The sequence below is a fragment of the Glaciimonas sp. GNP009 genome (assembly GCF_054343755.1).
Genome location: NZ_JBTGUV010000004.1, coordinates 4,436,438 through 4,458,493, shown reverse-complemented (window position 1 = coordinate 4,458,493; position 22,056 = coordinate 4,436,438). Strand labels below are relative to the sequence as shown.

Genomic DNA, 22,056 nt, shown 5'->3' with positions numbered 1-22,056 from the left:
AGGCGTCGGTGGTAAGGCTTACCCTGCTAATTTTCACCACATTCGGGGTATCCCCGAAAATGCACAATACTATCTCGTACATCTTGCATCACCAACGAGAACAAGCGCCATAACTCGGGAAGATGGTGATCTAGACGGCATGTCTGATCACCTAGCAACAAACTTTCCAACTCCACCAGTTTGGTCGTCAGTTCCACCGCGCCAACCAGCGATGTTGTACCTTTAAGTGAATGAATTTCATGCGACATCGCCTTAAACTCACCGACTAAAATCGCCGCTTTCAAACGTTCAAACATCGGTGTCGCGATCACAATAAACGTATGAGACAGCGCACGAAACGAATCAAGATCTTCGCCTGTTGCGTTGAACAGCACGCTTGGATCGATATACAGGTATGGGTTATGCCGCTTCATGGTACGTTGTGCACTAACTAATTATCCAGAAAACGCTAATACCCGGCTGTTAAGCAGGACGTTGAAGCAGGACGTTGAAAAATATTGCTCTTATCGTTGTATTTAGGTAAATTCCACCGCAATCGCTTTCACTACAGATATTTCACGCATCATTAATGACACCAACCTTGTATATTTCACTGCTAGTGCGAACTGTTCTGCAATTATTTGAATGACAATTAAAGCATTATCTAACTGCAACCAAAGTACAAAGTACCATGGATTCTTTGCGAATCATCAGCAATTGGTATCAAAAATACACACCTGAGCGATCATTATTTGTACGAAAAGAATCCTATACTCCTAATTGGTCACGCTTCTGACGACGTTTTGTGCGCAGCATGCACGTAAGTAGCCACGTAATTCGTCGTAGTTCATTGGTTTACTAAAAAAAACAACGCCTTCCGGAACACCACCACGCAAGTTAAGCTCCTCGGGCGTGAGGCTTGAAAGGATTGCAATGTTCATGTGTGCCAATTCCGGATATCGTAATATGGTATTGATAACTTCGTAACCATCGATCCCATCCATCACGATATCTGCCAGCAAAATACTCGGCCTGTGTGTCGCTATCTCAACCAGAGCCTGATAGCCATTCTCACAAAATCTCAGGTCGGCCGACAGGTTCCAGGATGAAATCTGTTTTTCATAGATTCCACGCTGGAGCGCATTATCCTCAACTACCAGGATTGATGCCTTTTTACCGGACGATGCCTCGCTCGCATTAACCTTTAACGCCGTCGTCAACGATGCTTTATAAGCTTGGACGGCAGCCATAGGAATACGACGGTGCCCTCCCCCGGTTTTCCAAGCTTCAATTACTCCAGCCTCAACTAATTGTTGAACCGACGTAACCGAAATTCCAAGTATTTGAGCGACCTTCTGTGTTGTACATATTTCAGAATAAGGCATTTATCTTCTTATATTCTCTAAAGTCTTATTTTAACCAAATTAAATAAATTTCCCAATAATTGGTTCGTTTCTAAAAGAGATGTTTTTAATCTCTATTTTTATCGCCATTCACTCTTCTTGACGGAGACATACACAATGCATGTTTCGCATAATCTAATATGCAATAAGAAACTCGGGAAACCTCATACCAACCAATTCAATTTGCAAAAAACGCTTTGTAAAAGCGATTAATTTCAGATTAAAGATGTCACCTTTTCCAAGACTCAATCAGCGTGAAAAAATCGCGAATATTTAACCAATACAAACGATCAAAACACACCAAAGCATCCAACCCATCCTGACAGTCACCCTTACAACGTTAAACCAAGACTCACAACATAGTCTTCATTAGTTTCATCATTCCCTAACAGTTCACGCATTTCTGAAAAAGCAATGCCAAACGTCTCATGAATCCGAATCATCACATCGCCACTAATCCTAATCTTGCCATGGCGAACCTTACTGATTAAAGGAGGTGCAAGTTTCAATAGCCGACATAATGCTGCATCGTTTTTTAACGCTTTACGATGAAGCAGTTCGTCAAGCAACCGACTCTGATCATATCCTTGAGTTTTCTCGATATTTTCATTATTTTGATTATTTTCTAATGTCATTTTATGCTCCCTTTGAAGTGCTATATGATAAAAATTTAAATTCACAGACGCGCATTATTTTCGCCCCACACATGCTTCCTTGGCTGCGCAAGCCAAGGAAGCAAATCGTCGCCATTCATCGGCTTACCAAAGTAATATCCCTGCCCAGCATCACAGCCCAGTGCCTGAATAAAATCTGCATCGCTTCTTGACTCTATTCCCTCGGCAACTGTCGAGAGATTGAGATTTTTTGCCAAGTCAAATATCGACTGTAGTATTGCCACCGATCGTTGAGCACCTTGGGCACCAACTATAAAAGAGCGATCTACTTTAATTTCAGAAAATGGCATACGACTCAACTGTTGGAGAGAAGAATAGCCAGTCCCAAAATCGTCTAGCGACAAGTTAAATCCATGCATGCGCAAACGGGTAACGGTTTCTAGTAAACCATCATAGTCCGTTGCAAGCGCCGTTTCCGTTACCTCAACAGTGATTAATTCCGGCTCGATAGAATGTTCGTTTGCAATAGCACGCCAACGATTGGGAATGGCAACTTTCTGCAAAGTCGAGCGCGAAGCATTCAGTGCAATACCCATTTGTGGTGCGATATCACGCCATTTTTTCATTGCCTCAAGTGCTTTATGCAGCAACTGTTCGGTCAACTGATCAATAACTCCGCTCGCCTCCATCAATGGAACAAATTGCGATGGCGGGATTTCACCAAACGCCGGATGACACCAACGCGCCAGAATCTCAACCCCAACCGGATCCTGCCCAAATTGCACCTTAGGCTGGAAATAAGGAACAAATTGCTGGCACTCAAGCGCGACGATAAGATCATTTTTTGTCCACAACCTTGATGACGATTTCTCATCAATAACTGGCGCTGTTTCCAGCACCTCGACATCCAACATCATGATTTTTTTTAAATATAAAAAATCAATCGGCTTGATTAAACTACCGGCAATCCGGGCGCCACTATCCCGCGCCACTTTCTCTGCCGACCGCAATAAATCCTCAGTCACGGCTGAAACGAGTATGACTGATCCAATACGCTGGCCGGCCGCATAATGAAGAAATTCGATGCCGTCCATGACATCCATTCGCAAATCGCAAATCGTAAAATCGAATACAACGTTATTTATTTCCAGCAGTTCTAGTGCCTCGCGACCGTTGGCTGCCTCAGCAACGTAACCAATCCCCATTCCTTTCAATCTACCGACCAGCAACTTACGCTGAAATTCGTCGTCCTCCAGCACCAGTACTTTCTGATCAATAAAAAATTCAGATGGCTGTGCCAGTCTATTATTTGCCTTCGCATTTTCCACGTTCGTCGCTATATTTTTTGCCATATCAATCGGCGCGCGCTTCAACCATTTATTCACACATGCCCCTGATAACAATCTGACCCGTCTAAATCCTTAAGAAAAAATTCGGACACAACTTGACGCGACATTGTCGGCACCGTCGACAATGTATTTCTAACGATCAGATTGCTTTCTACCTCTTGCATTACCAGAAGAAGCATCGTCTTGATTTCGGAAAATTCAGCATCGCTGTATTTGAATAATTTTTGTCTGGCGTCAGTTTCAATATCCTGCATTTTTTCGCCGATACACGTCGCCCCAACGATGAACAGACAATTCGCCAGAGAATGCGCCTGATGGGCTATCTCCTTCAGATTTCCGATAGCTACAAACTCATCCAGGCGCTCAATCATTTCCGGATAAATCCTAAGAAAAACGCGTGACATAGCATCAAATGCATCCTCGTCATGCTCCACTGCGCGCATCAATATCGAAGGATCAGTGAGTTTGATATCGGCGCTCAAATCACTCCTTATTCCGCGGCGCTAAAAGCGTCTGTAGAAGTTGTACTTGTGTGGAAAATAGCGTTATCAAAGGTGTCGTTCAATAAGCACGCATCAATTTTTCGCAGCAGCGTTGCTCTATCGACTGGCTTGCTGAGTAATCCTGTCGCGTTGTATTTTTTTGCATCGTCGAACACTTCCTGCACGGTCATACCCGTATGGACGATGACCGGTATCGCGCCCAACGAGTCAGAATTTTTTATTTGTGTCAGAATTGAAATCCCATCAATGTGGGGCATAACGATATCAAGCAAAATCAGTGATGGTGTGCAGTTTCGCAATATTGATAGCGCTTGCAATCCATCTCTCGCTGCAATCACTTCATAGCCACCAGCGTACAGAGCATGTTGCAACATGTCGCTGTAGGTTACGTCATCATCAATAACAAGAATTAACTTCGATGTTGATAGCGGCATCCCCAATGAGACTAGGGAAAATTCTCGCGCTGCAATGACAGACTGTCTTCTATGGAATCCCTGATCCACTGCCGACTTCAACATGATCGGGTCCAACAATGGACGCCCCGGCAGAAGGGCATCAAATGGACCGGTAGGGTACAGCGCAGTTGCCATTGTCAGCTGATCATCTCCGCAGAGCAATAATATCTGACATGAAATATCTAAAAAATGATCACATTCACGACTTAACATAATAATAAAATGTTCAGCTTCATGAATATTTGAAAAGGATAAAATCAGTACATCTGGATGCACTTCTCCGAACAGCTCAATTCCCTGCGGCGCATAGTATGTCGACCAGACCCCCGACGCTTCATGGACGACAGTCTCGTGCAAGGTAAGCGCTTCAGCCATACTGTCTGTAACGATTAAAACTTTAGGATTCATTCATTTTCCACCATGGAGTGACGAGTGGCAGCACGGCATTCACCGCTTCCTCAATTTCAATGAACGTCCGATTCATCTCCTTCATCAGGATTTGTCTTGGATCATTTTCCGGGTCGTCCTTAACGTCATTTTGGATCAAGGCTATTTTTTCCATCGATCCGCACATCGTCGCAAATTTAAAAGCGCCAATTGCCAATGCCGATGTCTTCAATGTATGCGCAAGTGCAGAGATATCACGCCATTGCTTCAAGATAATCATGCTTCGCATTTTTTCCATACCAATACGAAGCGCCTCAAAAAACCGACCAAGAAAATGCCTGATAACTTCAATATCGTCGCCCACAAACTCGCGCAAAATATCTATATCTATTGCCCGCCCATCTTTTTTATCGAGACTGGCAAGATTCATTCGTCATCTTTCGGAATCCATTGGCTCAAGATTCTTTGGATGGTCGCAATTTGGGTAGGTTTCGATAAATAATCATCCATACCTGATTCAAAACAACGCGCTCTATCATCATCCATTGCACTCGCAGTAATCGCAATAATGCTGAGATGTCGACCCGTCATTTTTTCTTCCTGTCTAATTCTTTTGGTCATCTCATATCCATCCATCTTCGGCATCTGGCAGTCGGCAAGAACTATCAGGCATTCATTCTTTGATAGCCAGTCAATGGCATCCTCGCCATTCTGCAACACAACCACTTCATCGAACCCAATGCGTTTCAACTGAAACCTTAACAACTGTTGGTTCATCTCGTTATCTTCAACAACGACAATCGGTAGTCTGTTTTTTATCATTACGCGAGATAACTTTTTGTCGTCAATCGATCTATCCGATTCGATCTGACACGCATGTGTTTTAACGGAACCGTAAACGCAACGGTTGTCCCCACGCCAGGCGTCGATAGCAATATGATGATCCCACCCATTAATTCGACCAACTGACTGACAATGGCAAGACCCAAACCACTCCCCTCATGCGCGGCACGTTCGATTCCATTCACTTGAAAGAATTTTTCAAATATCGCACCTTGGTATTCAATCGGAATACCCGCCCCGGTATCGGTCATTGAAAACTTAATGCACTGTCTTTCAGCAGTTACTTTCAAACCTATTTCTCCGCTATCGGTGAACTTGATCGCGTTATGAAAAAGATTGTTTAACACCTGTACCACCCTCATATGATCGCACTGAATTTTCTCTGGAACATTGGGCGCGATGGATAACGAAATGGTAATATTTTTTGCAGTAGCGCTGCCGATATGTGCATTAACTGCACGCGCTAATAGCGCGCGCAAATTCTCGTCTTTCATATTAAGGTCAACCTCACCCGCCTCAATCTTTCCGAGAAAAAGCAATGAGTTAACCAACAAGAGTAAATGCATGCCACTTTCATGAACGTACTGCGCAAATGACCGCTGCTGTGCATCAACCAGGTCTTCCTTGAGTAACTCCGCATAACCTAAAATGCCATTCAGCGGAGTGCGTAATTCGTGCGACATATTTGACAAAAAAAGCGTCTTTGCGCGATTTGCCGACTCTGCCTCTACTTCATGTAACGTCAGATGTCGTATAAGGAAAATGATCAAACCCGTCACGATCAAAATTACCAATGTAAACAGTGCGGCTAACGTAATGACTTGCCGGTAGGTACTATTAAAGGGTATCAATTCATCTTCTACGCTAATACCCACCACCACCAGTAATGGATACTTCCCCAATTTACGGTAGGAAAATATGCGATCACGACCATCAACTTCGCTCTTGGCGCGGAAATTACCAATTTTCTGCTGCACCATCTGCTTAAAGAGCGGCAAGTTTGCTAGCTTTTTCCCCACCACTTCGCTTTCGGCCGACCGCCATGCCAATACCATGCCATCTGTATCGGTGAGTGCGATAGAGCCGTGCTCACCCAGATTCACCGCACTGAAGAGTCGGGTAAAGTAAAGTGGGTCCATCGATGCCACCACCTCACCATTAAACGTTCCATCCGATTTATTAACCCGGCGTGTTAAAAAAATTTCTGATTTACCGGGAACGAGGGACTGAACCGGCTCGCTCAACAATAAATTTTCGGCGTCGCCCTTACCGTGTAGACGAATGGACTCAAGGTTAGGTCGCTTAACGTCGCCTGGAGGGTGACTCGATAAGACTACGTTTGATCGCTCGTCAATCACACTCAGGAAATTAAATATTCTTCTCAAAATATGGCTAGATAAAAACTGTCCAATATCAAGTTGTTTACCGGACGTCTCATACTCATATTTAAGAAACTGCACAGCCTGATCGGCCACTTCAATCGTGCTGATCGTATGCGCCTCGAATGCCTGGGCAAAGCTGTCGGCATTTTTGGTAGTGGCAATCAGATATTTTTCTTTAGATTGACTCAGCTGATGAAGCGTTACTGTCCAAAGAATAACAATCAACACCACGGCAAAGGCAGACGGCAAAATAATTTGCCAATACTTACTTCGCCGACAGTGATAAAGCATAAATTAGCTCTCTTCTCACAGATTCTTAATAATGATTTTTCTACGCCTGCACTTACTCACCAGCACTTACTCAGTATTTACTCCGTAGTTACTCAAACATCACCAACACCAGCACCACCACCAACATTTGAAAATCTCGCTATCAGCAGCGCGTTATTATGCTAATTTTTACTTATAAAATCCATTTATATGCGGCATTATCATTTAAATTGAATTTTTTATATTTATTGATTTTAACAAATTTATTAAAATTGTCAAATATGTTAAAATTAGCCAACAGTATCATCGCAATACGTATTTATTTATCAATAAATAACGACATCCTGTGCATCAACGGGCTGCTCACCTGCAACGGAAATGATACGAAATGATCACATGCACACAAAAGCGATCGATACCTCTTTGCCCTGTACCGTTTTAATCGTAGAGGACAATCCTCTGCTAATTGGTCTATACAAGAACGCTTTAGCGGACATAAAAGACATCCGTTTCGTCATCGCCGCTAATGGGTTCCAGGGATTGATACAAACTTGTGAGTGCAGTCCTGACATCATCATTGCTGACCTTGATATGCCGGATCTTGACGGCTTCAAAATGCTCAATATTTTGCGAGTCGATCCAGCTTATCGTCATGTTCCGCTCATCATCATTTCGGGACTTAAAGAAGCAGATATTTTGGATAATGGGGGATTACCACCCGATGTTTCTTTTATTAAGAAAAAAGATTTTTCGCCAATCGCGCTACGTGCCCTCGTGACGCAAGGACTAAAGAGAACCAACAACAAGCCTGCGCCTCTTTAAGAAACAAAAAATTAACCCAAAATATGAGCGACAGCACAGCCCGTTCGCTACGTCAATGGCTCATAAAAACTGTGCAGTGGATTTAGTCATCATGCTTCGATCTAGTGATAGATTCCTCCAGCTCACAGCCATAATGGTCAAAGGGAGTGTTCCGCAAAACCACAGATTCAATCTGACACTCATTAACGCTGACAGGCTAGCCCCGCCATACGTAATCTGGCTGCCGATTTATTTAATGGCGCACGTTGCTCAAACGACAAATATACATATTAATGTATTATCATTATGCCCAAAATATCATAACTGACGACATCCAACATTTTCTGATATTTCATTATCAAAGACCTCGCACCAATTACACACTGCACAAAAATGGATGGCTTCAAATGGACATGCCGACTAAAGACAACACTTCAAAGATGATTCGGATTGTTGTAGTAGAAGACGACGATGCCTTCCGCGAAATCGTTGTACTCAGTCTTATCAATCGCGGTTATCAGGCCACCGGCGTTCACAATAGCGCGGCCTTGTATCGAGAATTAATCGAGAGACCGGCCGATATCGTGGTTTTGGATGTCGAGTTATCTGGGGATAACGGCTTCACCATCGCCAATCAACTCCGGGCAATGCAACGGACGCGCCTTCTTGGGATTATTATGCTCACGTCGCATAGTGATCTCCAGACGCGGGTGGATGGGCTGGAGAGTGGTGCAGATATGTTCCTTACCAAGCCAGCCAACCCCCGAGAGATCACCGCGAGCATAGATAGTCTTTACCGGCGCTTAAATCTGAATGCAGAAGCGCAAGGTAGCAGACCTTGGCGGTTTGTCAGAACCGAATGGAAGCTCATCGCTCCGTCAGGCGCTGAAATTATGCTGACGCATCTTGAAACGCTATTGGTCGACATCCTGGTTGAAGGTCGAGGACGCCCGGTAAGCAGGCGGACAATTATCTCCACCGCGTTGCAACAAGATCCGCTGGCCTATGACGAGCGCAGACTCGAAGCGGTGATCAGCCGACTACGCAGAAAAATTGCCAAAACTTACGGTTCATCGCAGCCGATCAAAGTTGCCCATTCAGTCGGTTATATATTTGCTGATCCAATTGAGCGCGAATAATTGTTACGAACAACATGATGCCTATGAACTGCAGCGGTTCATAGATAAGCATTTCGACTGAATCCAGCATTAAATCCGTAATGCCTCATGCAACTGCCAATGCAATACCGGGAAGTTGATTCTCAGAACAAGTCTGCGCTACTGCAGAATACCAACCGTATTTTTCTTTTCAGCTTACTCCAGCGACGTTATAGCGTTCCGCTTTAGCCTTCATCCGAGTTTTAATTCTTGTCATGCCAAAAATCGCTCATGACACGACGGTCTTCAACAGTTTTCATATTCTCGGCCGTCCCAGATACCCACCTTAATACACTTATTAACAGCATATCCAACAACGCTGTTTGTAATCCAAAATTTCTGCACACCCGGCTTTAATAGAAGAAGTCCGTAGCGCCCCCTCCAAATTGCTATTTAGTCACATAAATGTCAGCAAACGTAAGTATTCGTAGAGTTGCTGACACTTTCTACGCCTCAGAATCAGAGCCAGATAATTCGAGGTTGTCTCACTCCACATTGCTAAATCGATCGCACCCCAAGCAAGATCGGCAGCGCAGTGTTTTAGCAGCCTCCAAATAGAAACCAAACACGAAAAAAAACGTCAGTTACTGGGCAGCCAACACAGGATCGGGCGATAACAAGGAAATGAAATCAAATGCCAAAATCCAACGGGCTCATTTTCAAACATCCCTTCGAACTTGAGCTAATAAAGCGATTAGCTGATGTCGTCGTTTTAGCTGCTGCGGCACCACTTGCCAGCTATTGGCGTTTCGGCGTCTCTCTGAATGCCACTTCCCCGATTCACACCATTATGCTTTGTCTTTGCTGCGCACTCGTGCTGTTTGGATTTCCGCAATCCGGGATGACAGTAGCCTGGCGCGGGCGCCTCATGCCGCATATGTTTGTGCGGCTGATGACGTCATGGGCAATGGTTTTATTAGTGGGACTACTAGTCAGCTTTCTGATTCACCGTGTTGGTGAACTTTCGCGGCTCTGGCTTTTTTATTGGTATCTGACGGGCATCGCCTTTTTATCACTTTATCGCGTCGCTATACATGGCGTTCTTAGTATCGTCCGCAGTCGCGGTTTCAACACCAAACGCGTCATGATTGTTGGATATGGTCACACTGGTCAAGAGATGCACCAAAGAGCGCGGCAACAAAATGGTTATGGCTATGATGTCGTGGCGATATATGCAGACGACCAGGACGCCATCAATCTCCAGTCCACCCCCATCACCCTTATCAAGACGCTTGATGGGATAAATGATTACTTGCAGGAAAACAAGATCCATGAAATCTGGATTACGTTACCGATTAGTGCTTCAGCGCAATTGCTGGACATTCAATACATGCTAAGAAATGCGTTGGTGAATGTTCGTTGGGTACCCGATATGTTGGGCCTACAAATGATCAACAATAAAATGGTCGATTTTCTAGGGCTTGCCACAGTAGATTTAAACCGCCCTGTTTCCCATGGCCTACGCGGGCACGTCAAACATTTTTTCGATAAAATATTTTCCGCAATAGTCTTGACCATCTTACTGCCTTTGTTTGCTGCGATTGCAGTAGGGATTAAATGCTCTTCATCTGGTCCTATATTCTTTAAACAAGCGCGGCTCGGCATCAACGGCAAGAAATTTATGGTCTACAAATTTCGCTCGATGACGATGCATCAGGAATATGACGAGATTTCACAAGCGACACAAAACGACGCGCGTATCACACCATTTGGACAACTACTCAGACGCACCAGCCTTGATGAACTTCCCCAGTTTATTAACGTACTCATCGGCGATATGTCAGTAGTGGGACCAAGACCGCACGCGCTCCAACACAATGCGAAATACGAAGAAATCCTAGAGTTATATATGGCACGCCATCGTGTCAGGCCCGGCATTACAGGCTGGGCACAAATCCACGGCCTACGTGGAGAAACAGACACCGTCGACAAGATGGAAAAGCGCGTACAGTTTGATATGCATTACATCCAGAACTGGTCACTCCTGATGGATTTGCGCATCGTCATCTGGACAGCATTCAAGGGTTGGACAGGGGAAAACGCATATTAGTCCGCCCTACTACGACCACCGCACTGGGCATATTGCCGGCTAATCAATTTTCTAAAAATAGACGCAAATAGTGAGATCACGCACGGCCTCTCTGAGATTTGATTAAGACGTCAAACAGGCTTGTTTCGACACTATTGTCGGCCCAGCGAAGGCATGAAGTTAATGAGCTCTTCCGCCTTCAGGCGAAGCGGAAATCTCTATCACCAACATCTCCACATCTTTTCAGAATCGAACCACATGGCTCTTACTCTTATCCCAGTCATTCTTTGCGGCGGCTCTGGCACGCGACTCTGGCCATTGTCACGTGATACATATCCAAAACAATTTTTGCGTTTGCTAGGTGGAGAAAGCCTATTGCAGCAAACCATGCAACGACTAAAAAAGATTGACGCGATGGGTGCGCCGCTATTGGTCTGCAATGAATCATCACGCTTTATTGCCGCAGAACAACTGCGCGAGATTGGAATCGTCGATGCAGAGATCCTTCTCGAGCCTATGCGACGTAACACGGCCCCTGCGATTGCCGTCGCTGCACTACATGCACTCGCTCAAGGGAATGATGCGATTTTGATGGTATTGCCGTCCGACCATGTCATCAAAAATCAGGTAACGTTTAGCGCCGCTATTCAGATAGCATTAAGAGCGGCTGAAGATGGCAAGTTGGTGACGTTCGGCATTAACCCGCTTGGACCCGAAACTGGCTATGGCTATATCCGCGCCGGCACGGCATCTCACGGACAAGCACAACCCGTCTTGCAGTTTGTCGAAAAACCGGATCGCGACACTGCAGAAAAGTACCTCGCCAGCGGTAACTATTTTTGGAATAGCGGCATGTTCGTATTTCGTGCCAGCCGTTATATTGAAGAGCTGACACACTACCAACCAGAAATCGTAGCCGCCTGTCGCAATGCTTTAGAGTTGGCACAAAAAGATCTGGACTTCGTGCGACTAGATAATCAAGCCTACGCCAGCAGTCCTGATAAAGCGATTGACTATGCGGTAATGGAACGCACCGAGCATGCTTGCGTCGTTCCATTGGAAGCAGGCTGGAGTGACATTGGTTCGTGGGCTTCAGTCTGGGAAGCCTCCGACAAAGATGCCGATAGTAACGCCACCCATGGCGATGTCATGCTGCAAGACTGCCACGACTGTCTGGTGCACGGCACCACACGCCTGATCACAGCCATTGGCCTGCGCGATACAGTCATTGTAGAAACCGCCGATGCCATCCTCGTCATGAATAAAGAGCATGCGCAAAATACCAAAAATATAGTCGAAAAGCTGACCAAAATTAACCGCTCAGAGGCATCCCAGCATCGCGAAGTATCCCGCCCATGGGGATCTTATGACTCCATAGGAAACGGCAAACGTTTTCAGGTTAAACGTATTACGGTCAAACCCGGCGCCAAGCTATCACTACAAATGCATCACCATCGTGCAGAGCATTGGGTCGTGGTTACGGGTACCGCAAAAATTACCAATGGCGACCAGGAATATTTGCTCACTGAAAATCAGTCCACGTTTATCCCGGTAGGCGTCGTCCACTCACTGGAAAATCCAGGAAAAATACCGCTTGAACTAATCGAAATACAGTCCGGCACGTATTTGGGAGAAGACGACATCGTGCGACTGGAAGATCGATACGGTCGCGTCTAAAAAGGATTGGAAGGATATCAACCAACACAACGCTTCACTAATAGCGCTGTAGGTTAGTTGTTTTCTGGTTAGTTGTTTTTTGATCCGGGCGCACACTCGGGACAAGTTTTTATCCGTATGGGACTACACACCTCATTAAAATTTATATGCGACACCCACGTCAGCCAGCCCTTGTGTGACTGATGTGGCAAATACAAATGCCGAACATCTGACCGATCCCAACAAAAATCCTTCATGCACAAGACAATCACCAAAGCTATATTTCCCGTTGCCGGATTGGGTACCCGCTTTCTTCCTGCAACCAAAGCCAGCCCGAAAGAAATGCTACCGATTGTTGACAAACCCCTGATCCAGTACGCAGTCGAGGAAGCAGCAGCGGCAGGTATTACGCAAATGATTTTTGTGACCGGTCGCAACAAACGCGCAATCGAAGATCACTTCGACAAAGCCTATGAACTTGAAGCCGAACTAACCGCTAAAAACAAGCAAGAGTTACTAGACTTGCTGCGCGACATCAAACCCAAAAATGTGCAATGCATTTACGTCAGGCAGGCCGAAGCGCTAGGCTTGGGGCACGCAGTGCTCTGCGCCGAAAAGTTAGTGCACGGTGAGCCTTTCGCCGTCATCCTGGCCGATGACCTGTTGGACGGCAAGATACCAGTCATGCGGCAAATGACGGAACTCTATGCAGAACATGGCAGCAGCATTATCGGTGTACAAGCCATTACCCTCGCACAAAGCAGATCTTATGGCGTGGTCGCAGGTACCAGAATGGATGACAAGTTACTGACACTGCACGGTATTGTAGAAAAACCAGCGCCAGAAAATGCCCCCTCCAATTTGGGTGTAGTTGGGCGCTACGTCTTGAATCCTTCGATTTTTCAATACCTGCACAACCTCCAACCCGGTGCTGGCGGCGAACTACAATTGACCGATGGCATTGCAGCGATGCTGGCCCATGAGCGAGTCCTTGCTTATCAATTTAAAGGTACCCGCTACGACTGCGGAAGCAAACAAGGCTATTTGCGGGCAACAGTCGAATTTGCGCTCAAACATCCAGAGGTAAGCGAAGAATTTCGGCACTTCCTGCGCAACCTCCCTTCAACGACATCCTCAGTAAATGAATTTGCGTCGGATGATAAACAAAGCGCACTCGCTACATCAACGTCTGTAGAAATCCCGTGAATCCACAAACAATTATGAAACCTCTTTTACAGCGCACGTGAGGCGACTGTTTTATTTGGTTAGTAGGATGATCAAATGACGTTAGTAACAAGTGGCGCAAGCATCCTGGCCAATTTTCGCGCACCACTATCACGCGCCTCATTGATTTCCTTTCAATTTTGATCCTTTACAACATGATTACTCTCTCCCCTACATTATTTAAAGCGTATGACATCCGCGGCATCGTCGGTCAAACACTGGATGCATCGATCGCCTACGATATTGGTCGGGCATTTGGGGCAGCCGTCCTGGCACAGGGCGAACATGCGGCAATCGTCGGCCGTGATGGCCGCCTCTCAGGGCCAGAGCTATCGACCGCACTGGTAAATGGCTTGCAATCAACCGGCGTGACCGTAATCGATCTCGGCGTTGTCACTACGCCGATGGTGTATTACGCCACCAACGTACTAAGCACTACTTCTGGCATTATGGTCACCGGCAGCCACAATCCTGCGGATCACAACGGATTTAAAATGGTACTGGGTGGCGAAGCGATATATGGCGACACTATTCAATTGCTATACCAGGCGATATGCGATCAAGCAATCGTCAAATCGACAGCGCAACCAAAAGAACCGAAAGAACCTGGCCAATATCGTCCGCACGACATCAAAGATTACTATCTCAAACGCATCACCAGCAACGTAAAACTGCAACGTCCAATGAAGATTGCCATTGACTGTGGTAACGGCGTAGCGGGCGCATTTGCCGCCGAGTTATATCGTGCAATGGGCTGTGAAGTCATTGAACTATTTTGCGAAGTCGACGGCAGATTCCCCAACCATCACCCCGATCCGGCCGATCCAAAAAATTTGCAGGACTTAATTCGCTGTCTAAGTGAGACTGACGCTGAGATTGGATTGGCCTTCGATGGCGACGGAGACCGTTTGGGCGTGGTGACCAAAGATGGTCAGATCATTTATCCAGATCGCCAGTTAATGCTATTTGCCAAAGATGTCCTGACACGTCATCCTGGCACTGAAATTTTATATGACGTCAAATGTACGCGACACCTCGCTCCCTGGATTATTGAACATGGCGGTAAGCCATTGATGTGCAAGACAGGTCATTCACTGGTCAAGGCAAAAATGCGGGAAACCCGTGCGCCACTCGGCGGGGAAATGAGTGGACATGTATTCTTTAAAGACCGCTGGTACGGCTTTGATGACGGCATGTACGCGGGAGCGCGTCTGCTGGAACTGCTTAGCCACGAAACCGATCCTTCGGCGATCCTTAATGGACTGCCACAATCGATCAGCACGCCAGAGTTACATATCAGACTTAATGAGGGCGAAAGTGTTCCACTGATCGCACACTTGCTGAGCCACGCCACATTCCCCGGCGCAGTTGAAGTGATAAAAATTGACGGCTTGCGCGTCGAATACCCCGATGGTTTTGGACTAGCCCGCGCATCCAACACGACCTCTGTCATTGTCATGCGTTTTGAAGCTGAATCAGTGGAAGCGTTAGGCCGTATACAAAATGCCTTTAAACGGGTGATCTTGGACGCCAGGCCGGATGCAGCCTTGCCTTATTAATGCAATCACATTGCCTTAATAAGGCAGGAGGGTGAGCTGCCACTCCGGTCGACGCAAGTGGCAGAACTAAAGGTGCGACACCTAAGCATATCGGGTACAAATCGTAGCCCTATGATGCCGGACAACCTTTATTCACCCTCTGGAAAAACGCGACTATTAAGTCTATTAAGCCCATCAATTCGCAACGCAGCAGCTTCCGCCAGCATCTGAGATGACGTTCCCGCCAGCCGCAGCAAACGCTCCGTATCTCTAATATTCAGTAACGGCCTCGCATTACCGCTGTCTCTATCCATCATGCTGAAATGGACCAGCTCAATGCATGTTTGTATTCCCAGACAAACATCTTTAGCCAACGCATAAAATTCTGCAGTTGGTTCATTTCTGTGGTGGGTGGGTAGCCATGAAAATGCCTGGTGAAGTGACTCTGGCTCTGTTGAGGACGATGGCGGTGTCGTGTTCGGTTTGCTCATGATTGCGTTTCCGAACTGTCATGTTGGGATAGGTGATTAAACCGTGCAGATTGATTCAGGTCAGGCGAGACGGCATTCAGCATTGTTTGGTCCTCTTTTGCGGTTAAACCGCGCCCCGTTATCAAGCGGGGTGGGCGGCAAATGGCAGGGTTGATAAACTGGCGCAAAAAAGAAAACCAGCAAGCCCTAAGGCTTCCCTGCCACCGCCGCCCGTTGAGGACGTACGAAGACAGACACACGTAAAAAAACGGCATTGCGCCGTTTGTGCGCTTTTTTGCATTCAGGTTATCAAGCCTGTTCCCTTTTTTTTCAGGGACGAAAGGAGTATAAAGCATCACCGCGACTTCTGGGAAGTGTAGATTTTCAGTCGGTAAACAATTGCCGTGCAATATTTAACCCTCTTGCTCGCCGACATCAATTAAAACGGTATACTTACGCACCGGATGAGGCAGTTCAAGTGATTCATCAACGCGTAAATTTTACTGACCAGATCGCGGTGACTAACGCTGCGCCTATTTATGTTTCCATGGATGAGCATTACCAGACTTGCCGATACCACAGTGATGCTTCCGCTTGCAGCGGCGTGCACAGTTTGGTTAGCGTGCGGGCGCGCCTGGCGCATGGCTTTCTGGTGGTGCCTGCTATTCGCCCTGGGCTTGACACTCGTTGCAGCAACAAAAATCGCTTTTATCGGATGGGGTATCGGCATTCAGGCACTCGATTTCACTGGGTTCAGTGGACATGCCATGCGAACTACCGCGGTCATGCCAGTACTGTTTTATTTATTGTTGCAAAAATCATCTCCCACTGTACGAACTCTTGGCGTGCTGCTCGGAATCGCTTTAGGCGTGTTAATCGGCATATCACGGCTGGCTGTGCAGGTGCATTCTGTCTCAGAGGTTGTCAGCGGCTGTATTCTGGGCGCATTCGTCAGTGTCGGCTTTATTTGGATTTCAAGCACTCTACCTAAACCAATCTTGCATCGTTGGTTAATTGCACTGAGTCTGATTATTTTGATTCCCGCGCCGATGGCAAAGCCAGCACCGACAGATCGATGGCTGAATGCCATTTCCTTATCCATCTCAGGACACGAAAAACCGTTCGAACGTGGATACTCTGGGAAAAGTCACTGCTGCGTGTCAGAACCGGATTAATGATTCTCCACTAGCAATTAGTTTGAATATAGAACCGCAGCGCGCAAGGTTGCCGCGCTGCCTTAATGACCTCTACGTTCGGGAGGCTGCCGACCACACCACAAATAAAAGCTTCATGTAACACGGGCAAGCGATGCTTCCAAGGCAATAGAATCCGGTCAATCCCAAAGCAAGATTATTGACTCTTACTTTTGGGCAATCGAATGCCAGACGCTATGCTCTCAAAATCTCTCTTCGGCACAGTGTCACTCACTGGCAAATACCGTTCAAGTAATATCTCGTACTGCATCAAAACGTCCGGCCAGGTAAATGCCTCTTGAAAACGACGTTGACCGTGTTGTCGCAGTTTTGCTAGCTTCGCTGGATTAACAAGCAACTCATCCATCGCACGCGCAAAGTCAGCTGCTCCATTAAAATATACCGCGCCCTCGCCCGCCACCCAACGATTAAAACGATTGTCATGCGCAATCACTGGATTGCCTGCACCCATCGCCTCGACCAATGAAGGGTTAGTTCCACCTACTTGATGTCCGTGCACGTACGCGGCGCTATGCAAACGTAAAGCCTGAACCACCGCCTTATCGTATATCGCACCAACAAAACGCACTTCGTCGCTAGCGGCTTCCAGCACAGAGCGATGATATGCATTATTTTGCTGGTAATTACCTAGCACGACCAATTGATAACCGCGTGGTCTTGCAGAGAAACCCTGCACCACTTCCAAAATAGAATTTTCAGGCTCGGCTCGCGCAATGACAGTCAAATATCGGCCTGCCTCCAACCCCAATGCATGGACCGGCTCAAGCGGTGCGGTGGTCACGCTATCCGCCCCGTAAGGTATGGTGGTGATCTTATTGGCCGACACGCGCGATTGTAAATGCGCCTTGATTTGCGGGTGATCTGCCACCAGATGATTACCTAGCCAGCAGCCAGCCCAGTCATTTAGCCAAAACCATAATTTGGCGCACTTGCCCCACTTAACGCGCGACCATTCGATACCGTCCATGTTGATCAGGTTCGGAACTTCTTTGATCCGCAACAGCGCACAAAATATTGCCGTATTATAGCCAAGCGTCAGACATAAATCGCCAAACTTAGCTGCATGCACCGTGGCCTTCCAGTCAAAAAGCATCGTGCCCTTAGATCCGGTTTGTGACACAGGAATACGAACACGCTCGACACCCCGCCAGGTATCTTCGAATAGTGTGCCAGCACCATCCTCTTGACAATACACGATGACCCGCCAACCTCGCGCCACCAAGTAAAGTGCTAAGTGTTCAGCAAATGTTTCAAAGCCGCCGTGCGCAGCAGGTATCCCGCGCGTGCCAAGGATACGTAAGGTTCGAACCAAACTACTCACAATTGTTTCCTCCCAAAGTTTTTTTATTGCTTTAAATATGCTTGCTCGATGCTTTACGCATCACTTCATTCAATTGCGTCGCATAGCCTGTTAAACAGAACAGTGCTGCAGAGGGTTATGAGAATGTGCAAGTACCTAATATTTTTTTAAAATTATTTTTATCCAATACCTATGATGTTGAGCAGTTTTTTATCAACCCATCTACGAATTATGCGAGCCGTATAAATTCGGAAGAATAAAAAACATTTATTTTCAAGGCTTGGCTCGACCAAAAACATCCTGCACTTGCTCAAGATAACTAAAGCCCATTTTTTTTGTTGGCTCAATATAAGACCCCTCTCCAAACTCATTCCAGCAACAGATCACACCCATGCGACGTGTGAGCGCGACGTGACTGTCCATGAAACTTTTGGCGACCTCTAAGTGCTTCCTAAACTCCTGCGGTGTTGAAATAGATTTATCATGCTCAGCATCGCTGCTACCGCCCCAAGGCCGCTTATCCCAACCCGAGGTCATGGGCACAATCAATGGAAGATTTCCTTTTTCAGAAAAGCGCTGCCAGTGCTCCCTATATCCGCGATCAAGCTCGGTATAACTGTGCGACTGAGCAGGAGTATCCGGACCTTGGTGGTAGTTGTATGCTGAAAAAGCAGCATATCCCGACGTTTTTGCATAGGAACTGATCATTGGTACATTTGCCCCTGAGCCAGCGACAAAATCGATTCCAGGCCATCCATTTTCTCGAGCAATTGTCTGCGCACTTTCGAGTAACTCCTTCGTAGTACTTCCAAAAGATTCAGCTTGCTTTTTTAGCTCATCAGCAGAAAATATATAGACTACCGGCCTGCCATCAATTCGCATAAATTCTGGACGGGGAAAATAATACTTTACCCAATACCGGACCATTACTAGCCAATCGTCATGACTCTTCGGCATACCGTCGTGGTTTGCCCAAAGGATTGAAAATTTTAATTTGTCGCGGTTGGGTGCACGCATAAATGCAGCCAATGCATGCTCCAGATAGACGTGTTGACCAATACCAAAATACCAGTCAAAAACCACAAAATTAATGCCATATTTATTCATCCAGTCGATTTGCTGGTGCATGACATTGTCAGCACCTTCATCATACCAACCCAGTGCTGGCTCTTTATCGGGAAAAGCCTTCAAACGGTCCCATGGATTATCTGCAGGGGCATGAGGCTGATGATTTTTCCAACCAGGAAAATAGAACACGCCGACTTGATAGTCCTGCCTTGTTGCAGGCGTCGCGGTCGTGCTCAGTCCCAGTATACAAATACTCAGAACCAGCCTTGTAATCATTACTAACATTCGCATATGTCAAAACCTTTGAAATCTCTAATGGTTGCTAAGTAACAAGCGCGTACTTGACATGCTGGCCCATCCCACGTGAACGACAACGCACGTTCACGACCAACAGCAGAAAGTCGACCACGCTCTAGAGGATTATCGAGAAGCCGCTGTATCGCCGCCGCCAATGCATCGACGTCATCCGGTGCTACTAGCAGTCCTGCATCTCCGACAACCTCAGGAATTGCCGTCGTATTACTCGCGATGACTGGCACTCCAGCGGCCATTGCCTCCAGCGGAGGCATGCCGAATCCTTCTGCAAAGGCAGGATATACAAACAAACAGGCGTGTCGATATAGGACCGGGAGTTCAACATCGGACACATTTTCAAGAACGTGTACGCGTTCACAAAGGTCTAATCGCGTAATCGTCGTAAAAACGTCATCGAATCGAAAATCTCGTTGTCCGATTAGTACCAGGTCGGGGACCTCTCCCTTTAACAACGCGTAAGCTTCAATCAAACTACGGTGGTTTTTGCGCGGCTCCAGACGGCCAACAGAAAGAATATAGCCTCTTGAAACTAGTTTCCACTGCTCCAGCAAGTGCCCACCCTCTTTGCCCGGTGTAAACCGCGTGAGATCAGCACCATTCAGCGCCACCGAAATACGACTTTCAGGAACGCCATAAAGCCTTGTAATCTCAGATCGGGAAAATTCACTTACCGCAAATACGTGCGCCGCATTCTTAGCTGCCAAGCGCATAAGCACCCGAGAGCGCAGCACGAATATTGGCTCAAAATACTCAGGATGCGTCTCAAACAATACGTCATGAATCGTCACCATTCCCTTGCAGGGCAATGGCCACGGCAGAATATATTGGGTGTGAACAATGTCAAGTTTGTACTTACGAGAAAGCCGTGGAAGCTGCCAGTAAAGCCGCTTTAACGGATTGGCGTGCGGCATCTTTATGCTGTGCACGTTAGATGAGGAAAAGACTGACGACAAGGTAGGCAGTATTTCTGGTTTATCTAAAAATAGAAAAAAATCGATATCAGGAGATTGTGCAATTACCCTGGAAAATAATTCTAATACATGCGTACGTGAGCCCTGAAATTTACCATCAAGGACATGAAAATCAATGCCAATTCGGGGTCTCATAAAGGTGACCCGCTCAAGACATGCGCGTTAATCTGGGCCGTGGGATTTACTTGCCGGCGAAACAGACCACGAACCATACCTGCAGTATAAAATTGCAAGTGAATAAATCCCACGCATGCTAAACCAAATGATTTTCTTTTAAACGTCAAACGTAAAAGGAGAACACTGTGCGCCGCTATTGTCAGGGCCAAAGGGAACCAAAAACTCGGAGAAATCGCAAGCGAAATAGTGAGTGCGATCCATCCAAAAAATATTACCCATAACTGCTTAAACTTCACTGCTACAGAAAAGAAGTTTGGCGTTTTCCATACCGTCCGCATCCACTCCCCAGGCCCATCGACGTGCTGCGTTTTCCAACGGCGAACCAACAAACGTAACGACTCGTCAGTTTTTCCAAAGTGCCTTATCGCCGGATCTGCAATCCGCTCTAAGGTATAACCTGCCTGCAATAGACGCTGGCCCAGTTCTTTTTCCTCATAAGAATGAAGGTTTCTGTTGGTCAGATAGCCAATTTTCTTAATCGCTTCTACCCGATAAAGCCCCCCCATATCGAGTGACTCCTGGCTACCAATTAGCCGACCATCTTGTTCCGCTTTACGGACGTCAAATTCGTAGTTTCCACCACCTAATTCCTCAACCATGCCGCTAACGCCCGCGAGACCAGAACTGTGTTCCAAAATATCAACGGCGCGCTTCAAAAAATCACTATTTAACTCCATGTCTCCATCCAAGATGTAGACATAATCAGCGTTCACGAATTGGTATCCCAACTGCGCTCCAATACCACAGCATCGTTCAGATATGTCCAAGAGCTGAACGATTTTTATAGGATAACGTTTCGCAATTTCGATCGTTGCATCAGCGGAGCCACTATCAGCAAGAATAACCTCACCAGAATAGGTGGAGATCGCTGCAATCGCGGACTCGATTGAGCGTGCAATATTTCGCTCCTCGTTCAACGCTTTTATAACAACGGCTACACGGATACCCATA

The 22,056-nt window shown here is 46.5% G+C and carries 21 protein-coding genes; 7 read left to right on the top strand and 14 right to left on the bottom strand.

From position 1 onward, the window contains the following. Positions 1-26 precede the first annotated feature (26 nt). The 9 genes from ACXX82_RS20560 to ACXX82_RS20520 form a co-directional block, all read right to left on the bottom strand. Positions 27-413 carry an Hpt domain-containing protein gene (locus tag ACXX82_RS20560; RefSeq protein WP_458563611.1) on the bottom strand — a complete coding sequence of 129 codons (387 nt, stop codon included), beginning with the start codon at positions 411-413 and terminating at the stop codon, positions 27-29. A 342-nt stretch (positions 414-755) separates the two neighbouring features. Then, entirely contained in the window at positions 756-1,364 is a 609-nt protein-coding gene (locus ACXX82_RS20555; RefSeq protein ID WP_322237952.1) for a response regulator, read from the bottom strand. A gap of 350 nt (positions 1,365-1,714) precedes the next feature. Beyond that, positions 1,715-2,017 (bottom strand): hypothetical protein, encoded by a 303-nt coding sequence (locus ACXX82_RS20550; RefSeq protein ID WP_323506351.1) that lies wholly within the window; start codon positions 2,015-2,017, stop codon positions 1,715-1,717. Positions 2,018-2,058: 41 nt separating this feature from the next. Then, on the bottom strand, positions 2,059-3,381 hold the full coding sequence (locus ACXX82_RS20545) for an EAL domain-containing response regulator (RefSeq protein WP_323506352.1): 1,323 nt from the start codon (positions 3,379-3,381) through the stop codon (positions 2,059-2,061). Beyond that, positions 3,378-3,827: an Hpt domain-containing protein gene (locus tag ACXX82_RS20540; protein ID WP_323506353.1), complete on the bottom strand. Its 450-nt coding sequence runs from the start codon at positions 3,825-3,827 to the stop codon at positions 3,378-3,380. The genes ACXX82_RS20545 and ACXX82_RS20540 overlap by 4 nt, the downstream gene beginning before the upstream one ends. 8 nt (positions 3,828-3,835) lie before the next feature. Next, positions 3,836-4,711: a response regulator gene (locus ACXX82_RS20535; RefSeq protein WP_458563610.1), complete on the bottom strand. Its 876-nt coding sequence runs from the start codon at positions 4,709-4,711 to the stop codon at positions 3,836-3,838. Continuing rightward, complete coding sequence (locus ACXX82_RS20530; RefSeq protein ID WP_458563609.1) at positions 4,701-5,120, bottom strand: Hpt domain-containing protein; 420 nt, start codon at positions 5,118-5,120, stop codon at positions 4,701-4,703. The genes ACXX82_RS20535 and ACXX82_RS20530 overlap by 11 nt, the downstream gene beginning before the upstream one ends. Continuing rightward, a complete protein-coding gene (locus ACXX82_RS20525) occupies positions 5,117-5,512 on the bottom strand; it encodes a response regulator (protein ID WP_322237938.1) in 396 nt (131 codons plus the stop codon). The genes ACXX82_RS20530 and ACXX82_RS20525 overlap by 4 nt, the downstream gene beginning before the upstream one ends. Continuing rightward, positions 5,512-7,206, bottom strand: coding sequence for a sensor histidine kinase (locus tag ACXX82_RS20520; RefSeq protein WP_458563608.1), 1,695 nt, complete (start codon positions 7,204-7,206; stop codon positions 5,512-5,514). The genes ACXX82_RS20525 and ACXX82_RS20520 overlap by 1 nt, the downstream gene beginning before the upstream one ends. A gap of 375 nt (positions 7,207-7,581) precedes the next feature. Between ACXX82_RS20520 and ACXX82_RS20515 the strand changes: the two genes are divergently transcribed. The 6 genes from ACXX82_RS20515 to ACXX82_RS20490 all read left to right on the top strand — a co-directional run bounded on the left by ACXX82_RS20515 (position 7,582) and on the right by ACXX82_RS20490 (position 15,611). After that, positions 7,582-8,007, top strand: a complete 426-nt coding sequence (locus tag ACXX82_RS20515) for a response regulator (RefSeq protein WP_323506356.1) — start codon at positions 7,582-7,584, stop codon at positions 8,005-8,007. Between the two features lie 386 nt (positions 8,008-8,393). After that, positions 8,394-9,125: a response regulator transcription factor gene (locus ACXX82_RS20510; protein WP_322237932.1), complete on the top strand. Its 732-nt coding sequence runs from the start codon at positions 8,394-8,396 to the stop codon at positions 9,123-9,125. Positions 9,126-9,777: 652 nt separating this feature from the next. Continuing rightward, complete coding sequence (locus ACXX82_RS20505; RefSeq protein WP_322237930.1) at positions 9,778-11,193, top strand: undecaprenyl-phosphate glucose phosphotransferase; 1,416 nt, start codon at positions 9,778-9,780, stop codon at positions 11,191-11,193. 237 nt (positions 11,194-11,430) lie between these two features. Beyond that, positions 11,431-12,849 (top strand): mannose-1-phosphate guanylyltransferase/mannose-6-phosphate isomerase, encoded by a 1,419-nt coding sequence (locus ACXX82_RS20500; protein ID WP_458563607.1) that lies wholly within the window; start codon positions 11,431-11,433, stop codon positions 12,847-12,849. 234 nt (positions 12,850-13,083) lie between these two features. Beyond that, positions 13,084-14,034, top strand: a complete 951-nt coding sequence (gene galU / locus ACXX82_RS20495; RefSeq protein ID WP_458563606.1) for a UTP--glucose-1-phosphate uridylyltransferase GalU — start codon at positions 13,084-13,086, stop codon at positions 14,032-14,034. 173 nt (positions 14,035-14,207) lie between these two features. Beyond that, a complete protein-coding gene (locus ACXX82_RS20490) occupies positions 14,208-15,611 on the top strand; it encodes a phosphomannomutase/phosphoglucomutase (RefSeq protein ID WP_458563605.1) in 1,404 nt (467 codons plus the stop codon). Between the two features lie 128 nt (positions 15,612-15,739). Here ACXX82_RS20490 and ACXX82_RS20485 read toward each other — a convergent pair whose 3' ends face one another. Continuing rightward, positions 15,740-16,081: a hypothetical protein gene (locus ACXX82_RS20485; RefSeq protein ID WP_458563604.1), complete on the bottom strand. Its 342-nt coding sequence runs from the start codon at positions 16,079-16,081 to the stop codon at positions 15,740-15,742. 530 nt (positions 16,082-16,611) lie between these two features. Here ACXX82_RS20485 and ACXX82_RS20480 point away from each other — a divergent pair. After that, positions 16,612-17,235, top strand: a complete 624-nt coding sequence (locus tag ACXX82_RS20480) for a phosphatase PAP2 family protein (protein WP_458563603.1) — start codon at positions 16,612-16,614, stop codon at positions 17,233-17,235. A gap of 175 nt (positions 17,236-17,410) precedes the next feature. Here the strand turns inward: ACXX82_RS20480 and ACXX82_RS20475 are convergent, their stop codons facing one another. The 4 genes from ACXX82_RS20475 to ACXX82_RS20460 form a co-directional block, all read right to left on the bottom strand. Further along, positions 17,411-18,595 carry a DUF1972 domain-containing protein gene (locus ACXX82_RS20475; RefSeq protein WP_323506360.1) on the bottom strand — a complete coding sequence of 395 codons (1,185 nt, stop codon included), beginning with the start codon at positions 18,593-18,595 and terminating at the stop codon, positions 17,411-17,413. A gap of 252 nt (positions 18,596-18,847) precedes the next feature. Continuing rightward, positions 18,848-19,933: a glycoside hydrolase family 99-like domain-containing protein gene (locus tag ACXX82_RS20470; RefSeq protein ID WP_323506361.1), complete on the bottom strand. Its 1,086-nt coding sequence runs from the start codon at positions 19,931-19,933 to the stop codon at positions 18,848-18,850. Continuing rightward, complete coding sequence (locus ACXX82_RS20465; protein WP_458563602.1) at positions 19,921-21,063, bottom strand: glycosyltransferase family 4 protein; 1,143 nt, start codon at positions 21,061-21,063, stop codon at positions 19,921-19,923. The genes ACXX82_RS20470 and ACXX82_RS20465 overlap by 13 nt, the downstream gene beginning before the upstream one ends. Next, positions 21,060-22,055: a glycosyltransferase family 2 protein gene (locus tag ACXX82_RS20460; protein WP_458563601.1), complete on the bottom strand. Its 996-nt coding sequence runs from the start codon at positions 22,053-22,055 to the stop codon at positions 21,060-21,062. Before ACXX82_RS20460 ends, ACXX82_RS20465 begins: the two co-directional genes overlap by 4 nt. Position 22,056 lies beyond the last annotated feature (1 nt).

Bases quoted from the DNA above. Each gene is read 5' to 3' on its own strand.
- ACXX82_RS20560 (WP_458563611.1), bottom strand. From the start codon at position 413: ATGAAGCGGCATAACCCATACCTGTATATCGATCCAAGCGTGCTGTTC.
- ACXX82_RS20555 (WP_322237952.1), bottom strand. From the start codon at position 1,364: ATGCCTTATTCTGAAATATGTACAACACAGAAGGTCGCTCAAATACTT.
- ACXX82_RS20550 (WP_323506351.1), bottom strand. From the start codon at position 2,017: ATGACATTAGAAAATAATCAAAATAATGAAAATATCGAGAAAACTCAA.
- ACXX82_RS20535 (WP_458563610.1), bottom strand. From the start codon at position 4,711: ATGAATCCTAAAGTTTTAATCGTTACAGACAGTATGGCTGAAGCGCTT.
- ACXX82_RS20530 (WP_458563609.1), bottom strand. From the start codon at position 5,120: ATGAATCTTGCCAGTCTCGATAAAAAAGATGGGCGGGCAATAGATATA.
- ACXX82_RS20525 (WP_322237938.1), bottom strand. From the start codon at position 5,512: ATGATAAAAAACAGACTACCGATTGTCGTTGTTGAAGATAACGAGATG.
- ACXX82_RS20520 (WP_458563608.1), bottom strand. From the start codon at position 7,206: ATGCTTTATCACTGTCGGCGAAGTAAGTATTGGCAAATTATTTTGCCG.
- ACXX82_RS20515 (WP_323506356.1), top strand. From the start codon at position 7,582: ATGCACACAAAAGCGATCGATACCTCTTTGCCCTGTACCGTTTTAATC.
- ACXX82_RS20510 (WP_322237932.1), top strand. From the start codon at position 8,394: ATGGACATGCCGACTAAAGACAACACTTCAAAGATGATTCGGATTGTT.
- ACXX82_RS20505 (WP_322237930.1), top strand. From the start codon at position 9,778: ATGCCAAAATCCAACGGGCTCATTTTCAAACATCCCTTCGAACTTGAG.
- ACXX82_RS20500 (WP_458563607.1), top strand. From the start codon at position 11,431: ATGGCTCTTACTCTTATCCCAGTCATTCTTTGCGGCGGCTCTGGCACG.
- galU (WP_458563606.1), top strand. From the start codon at position 13,084: ATGCACAAGACAATCACCAAAGCTATATTTCCCGTTGCCGGATTGGGT.
- ACXX82_RS20490 (WP_458563605.1), top strand. From the start codon at position 14,208: ATGATTACTCTCTCCCCTACATTATTTAAAGCGTATGACATCCGCGGC.
- ACXX82_RS20485 (WP_458563604.1), bottom strand. From the start codon at position 16,081: ATGAGCAAACCGAACACGACACCGCCATCGTCCTCAACAGAGCCAGAG.
- ACXX82_RS20480 (WP_458563603.1), top strand. From the start codon at position 16,612: ATGAGCATTACCAGACTTGCCGATACCACAGTGATGCTTCCGCTTGCA.
- ACXX82_RS20470 (WP_323506361.1), bottom strand. From the start codon at position 19,933: ATGCGAATGTTAGTAATGATTACAAGGCTGGTTCTGAGTATTTGTATA.
- ACXX82_RS20465 (WP_458563602.1), bottom strand. From the start codon at position 21,063: ATGAGACCCCGAATTGGCATTGATTTTCATGTCCTTGATGGTAAATTT.
- ACXX82_RS20460 (WP_458563601.1), bottom strand. From the start codon at position 22,055: ATGGGTATCCGTGTAGCCGTTGTTATAAAAGCGTTGAACGAGGAGCGA.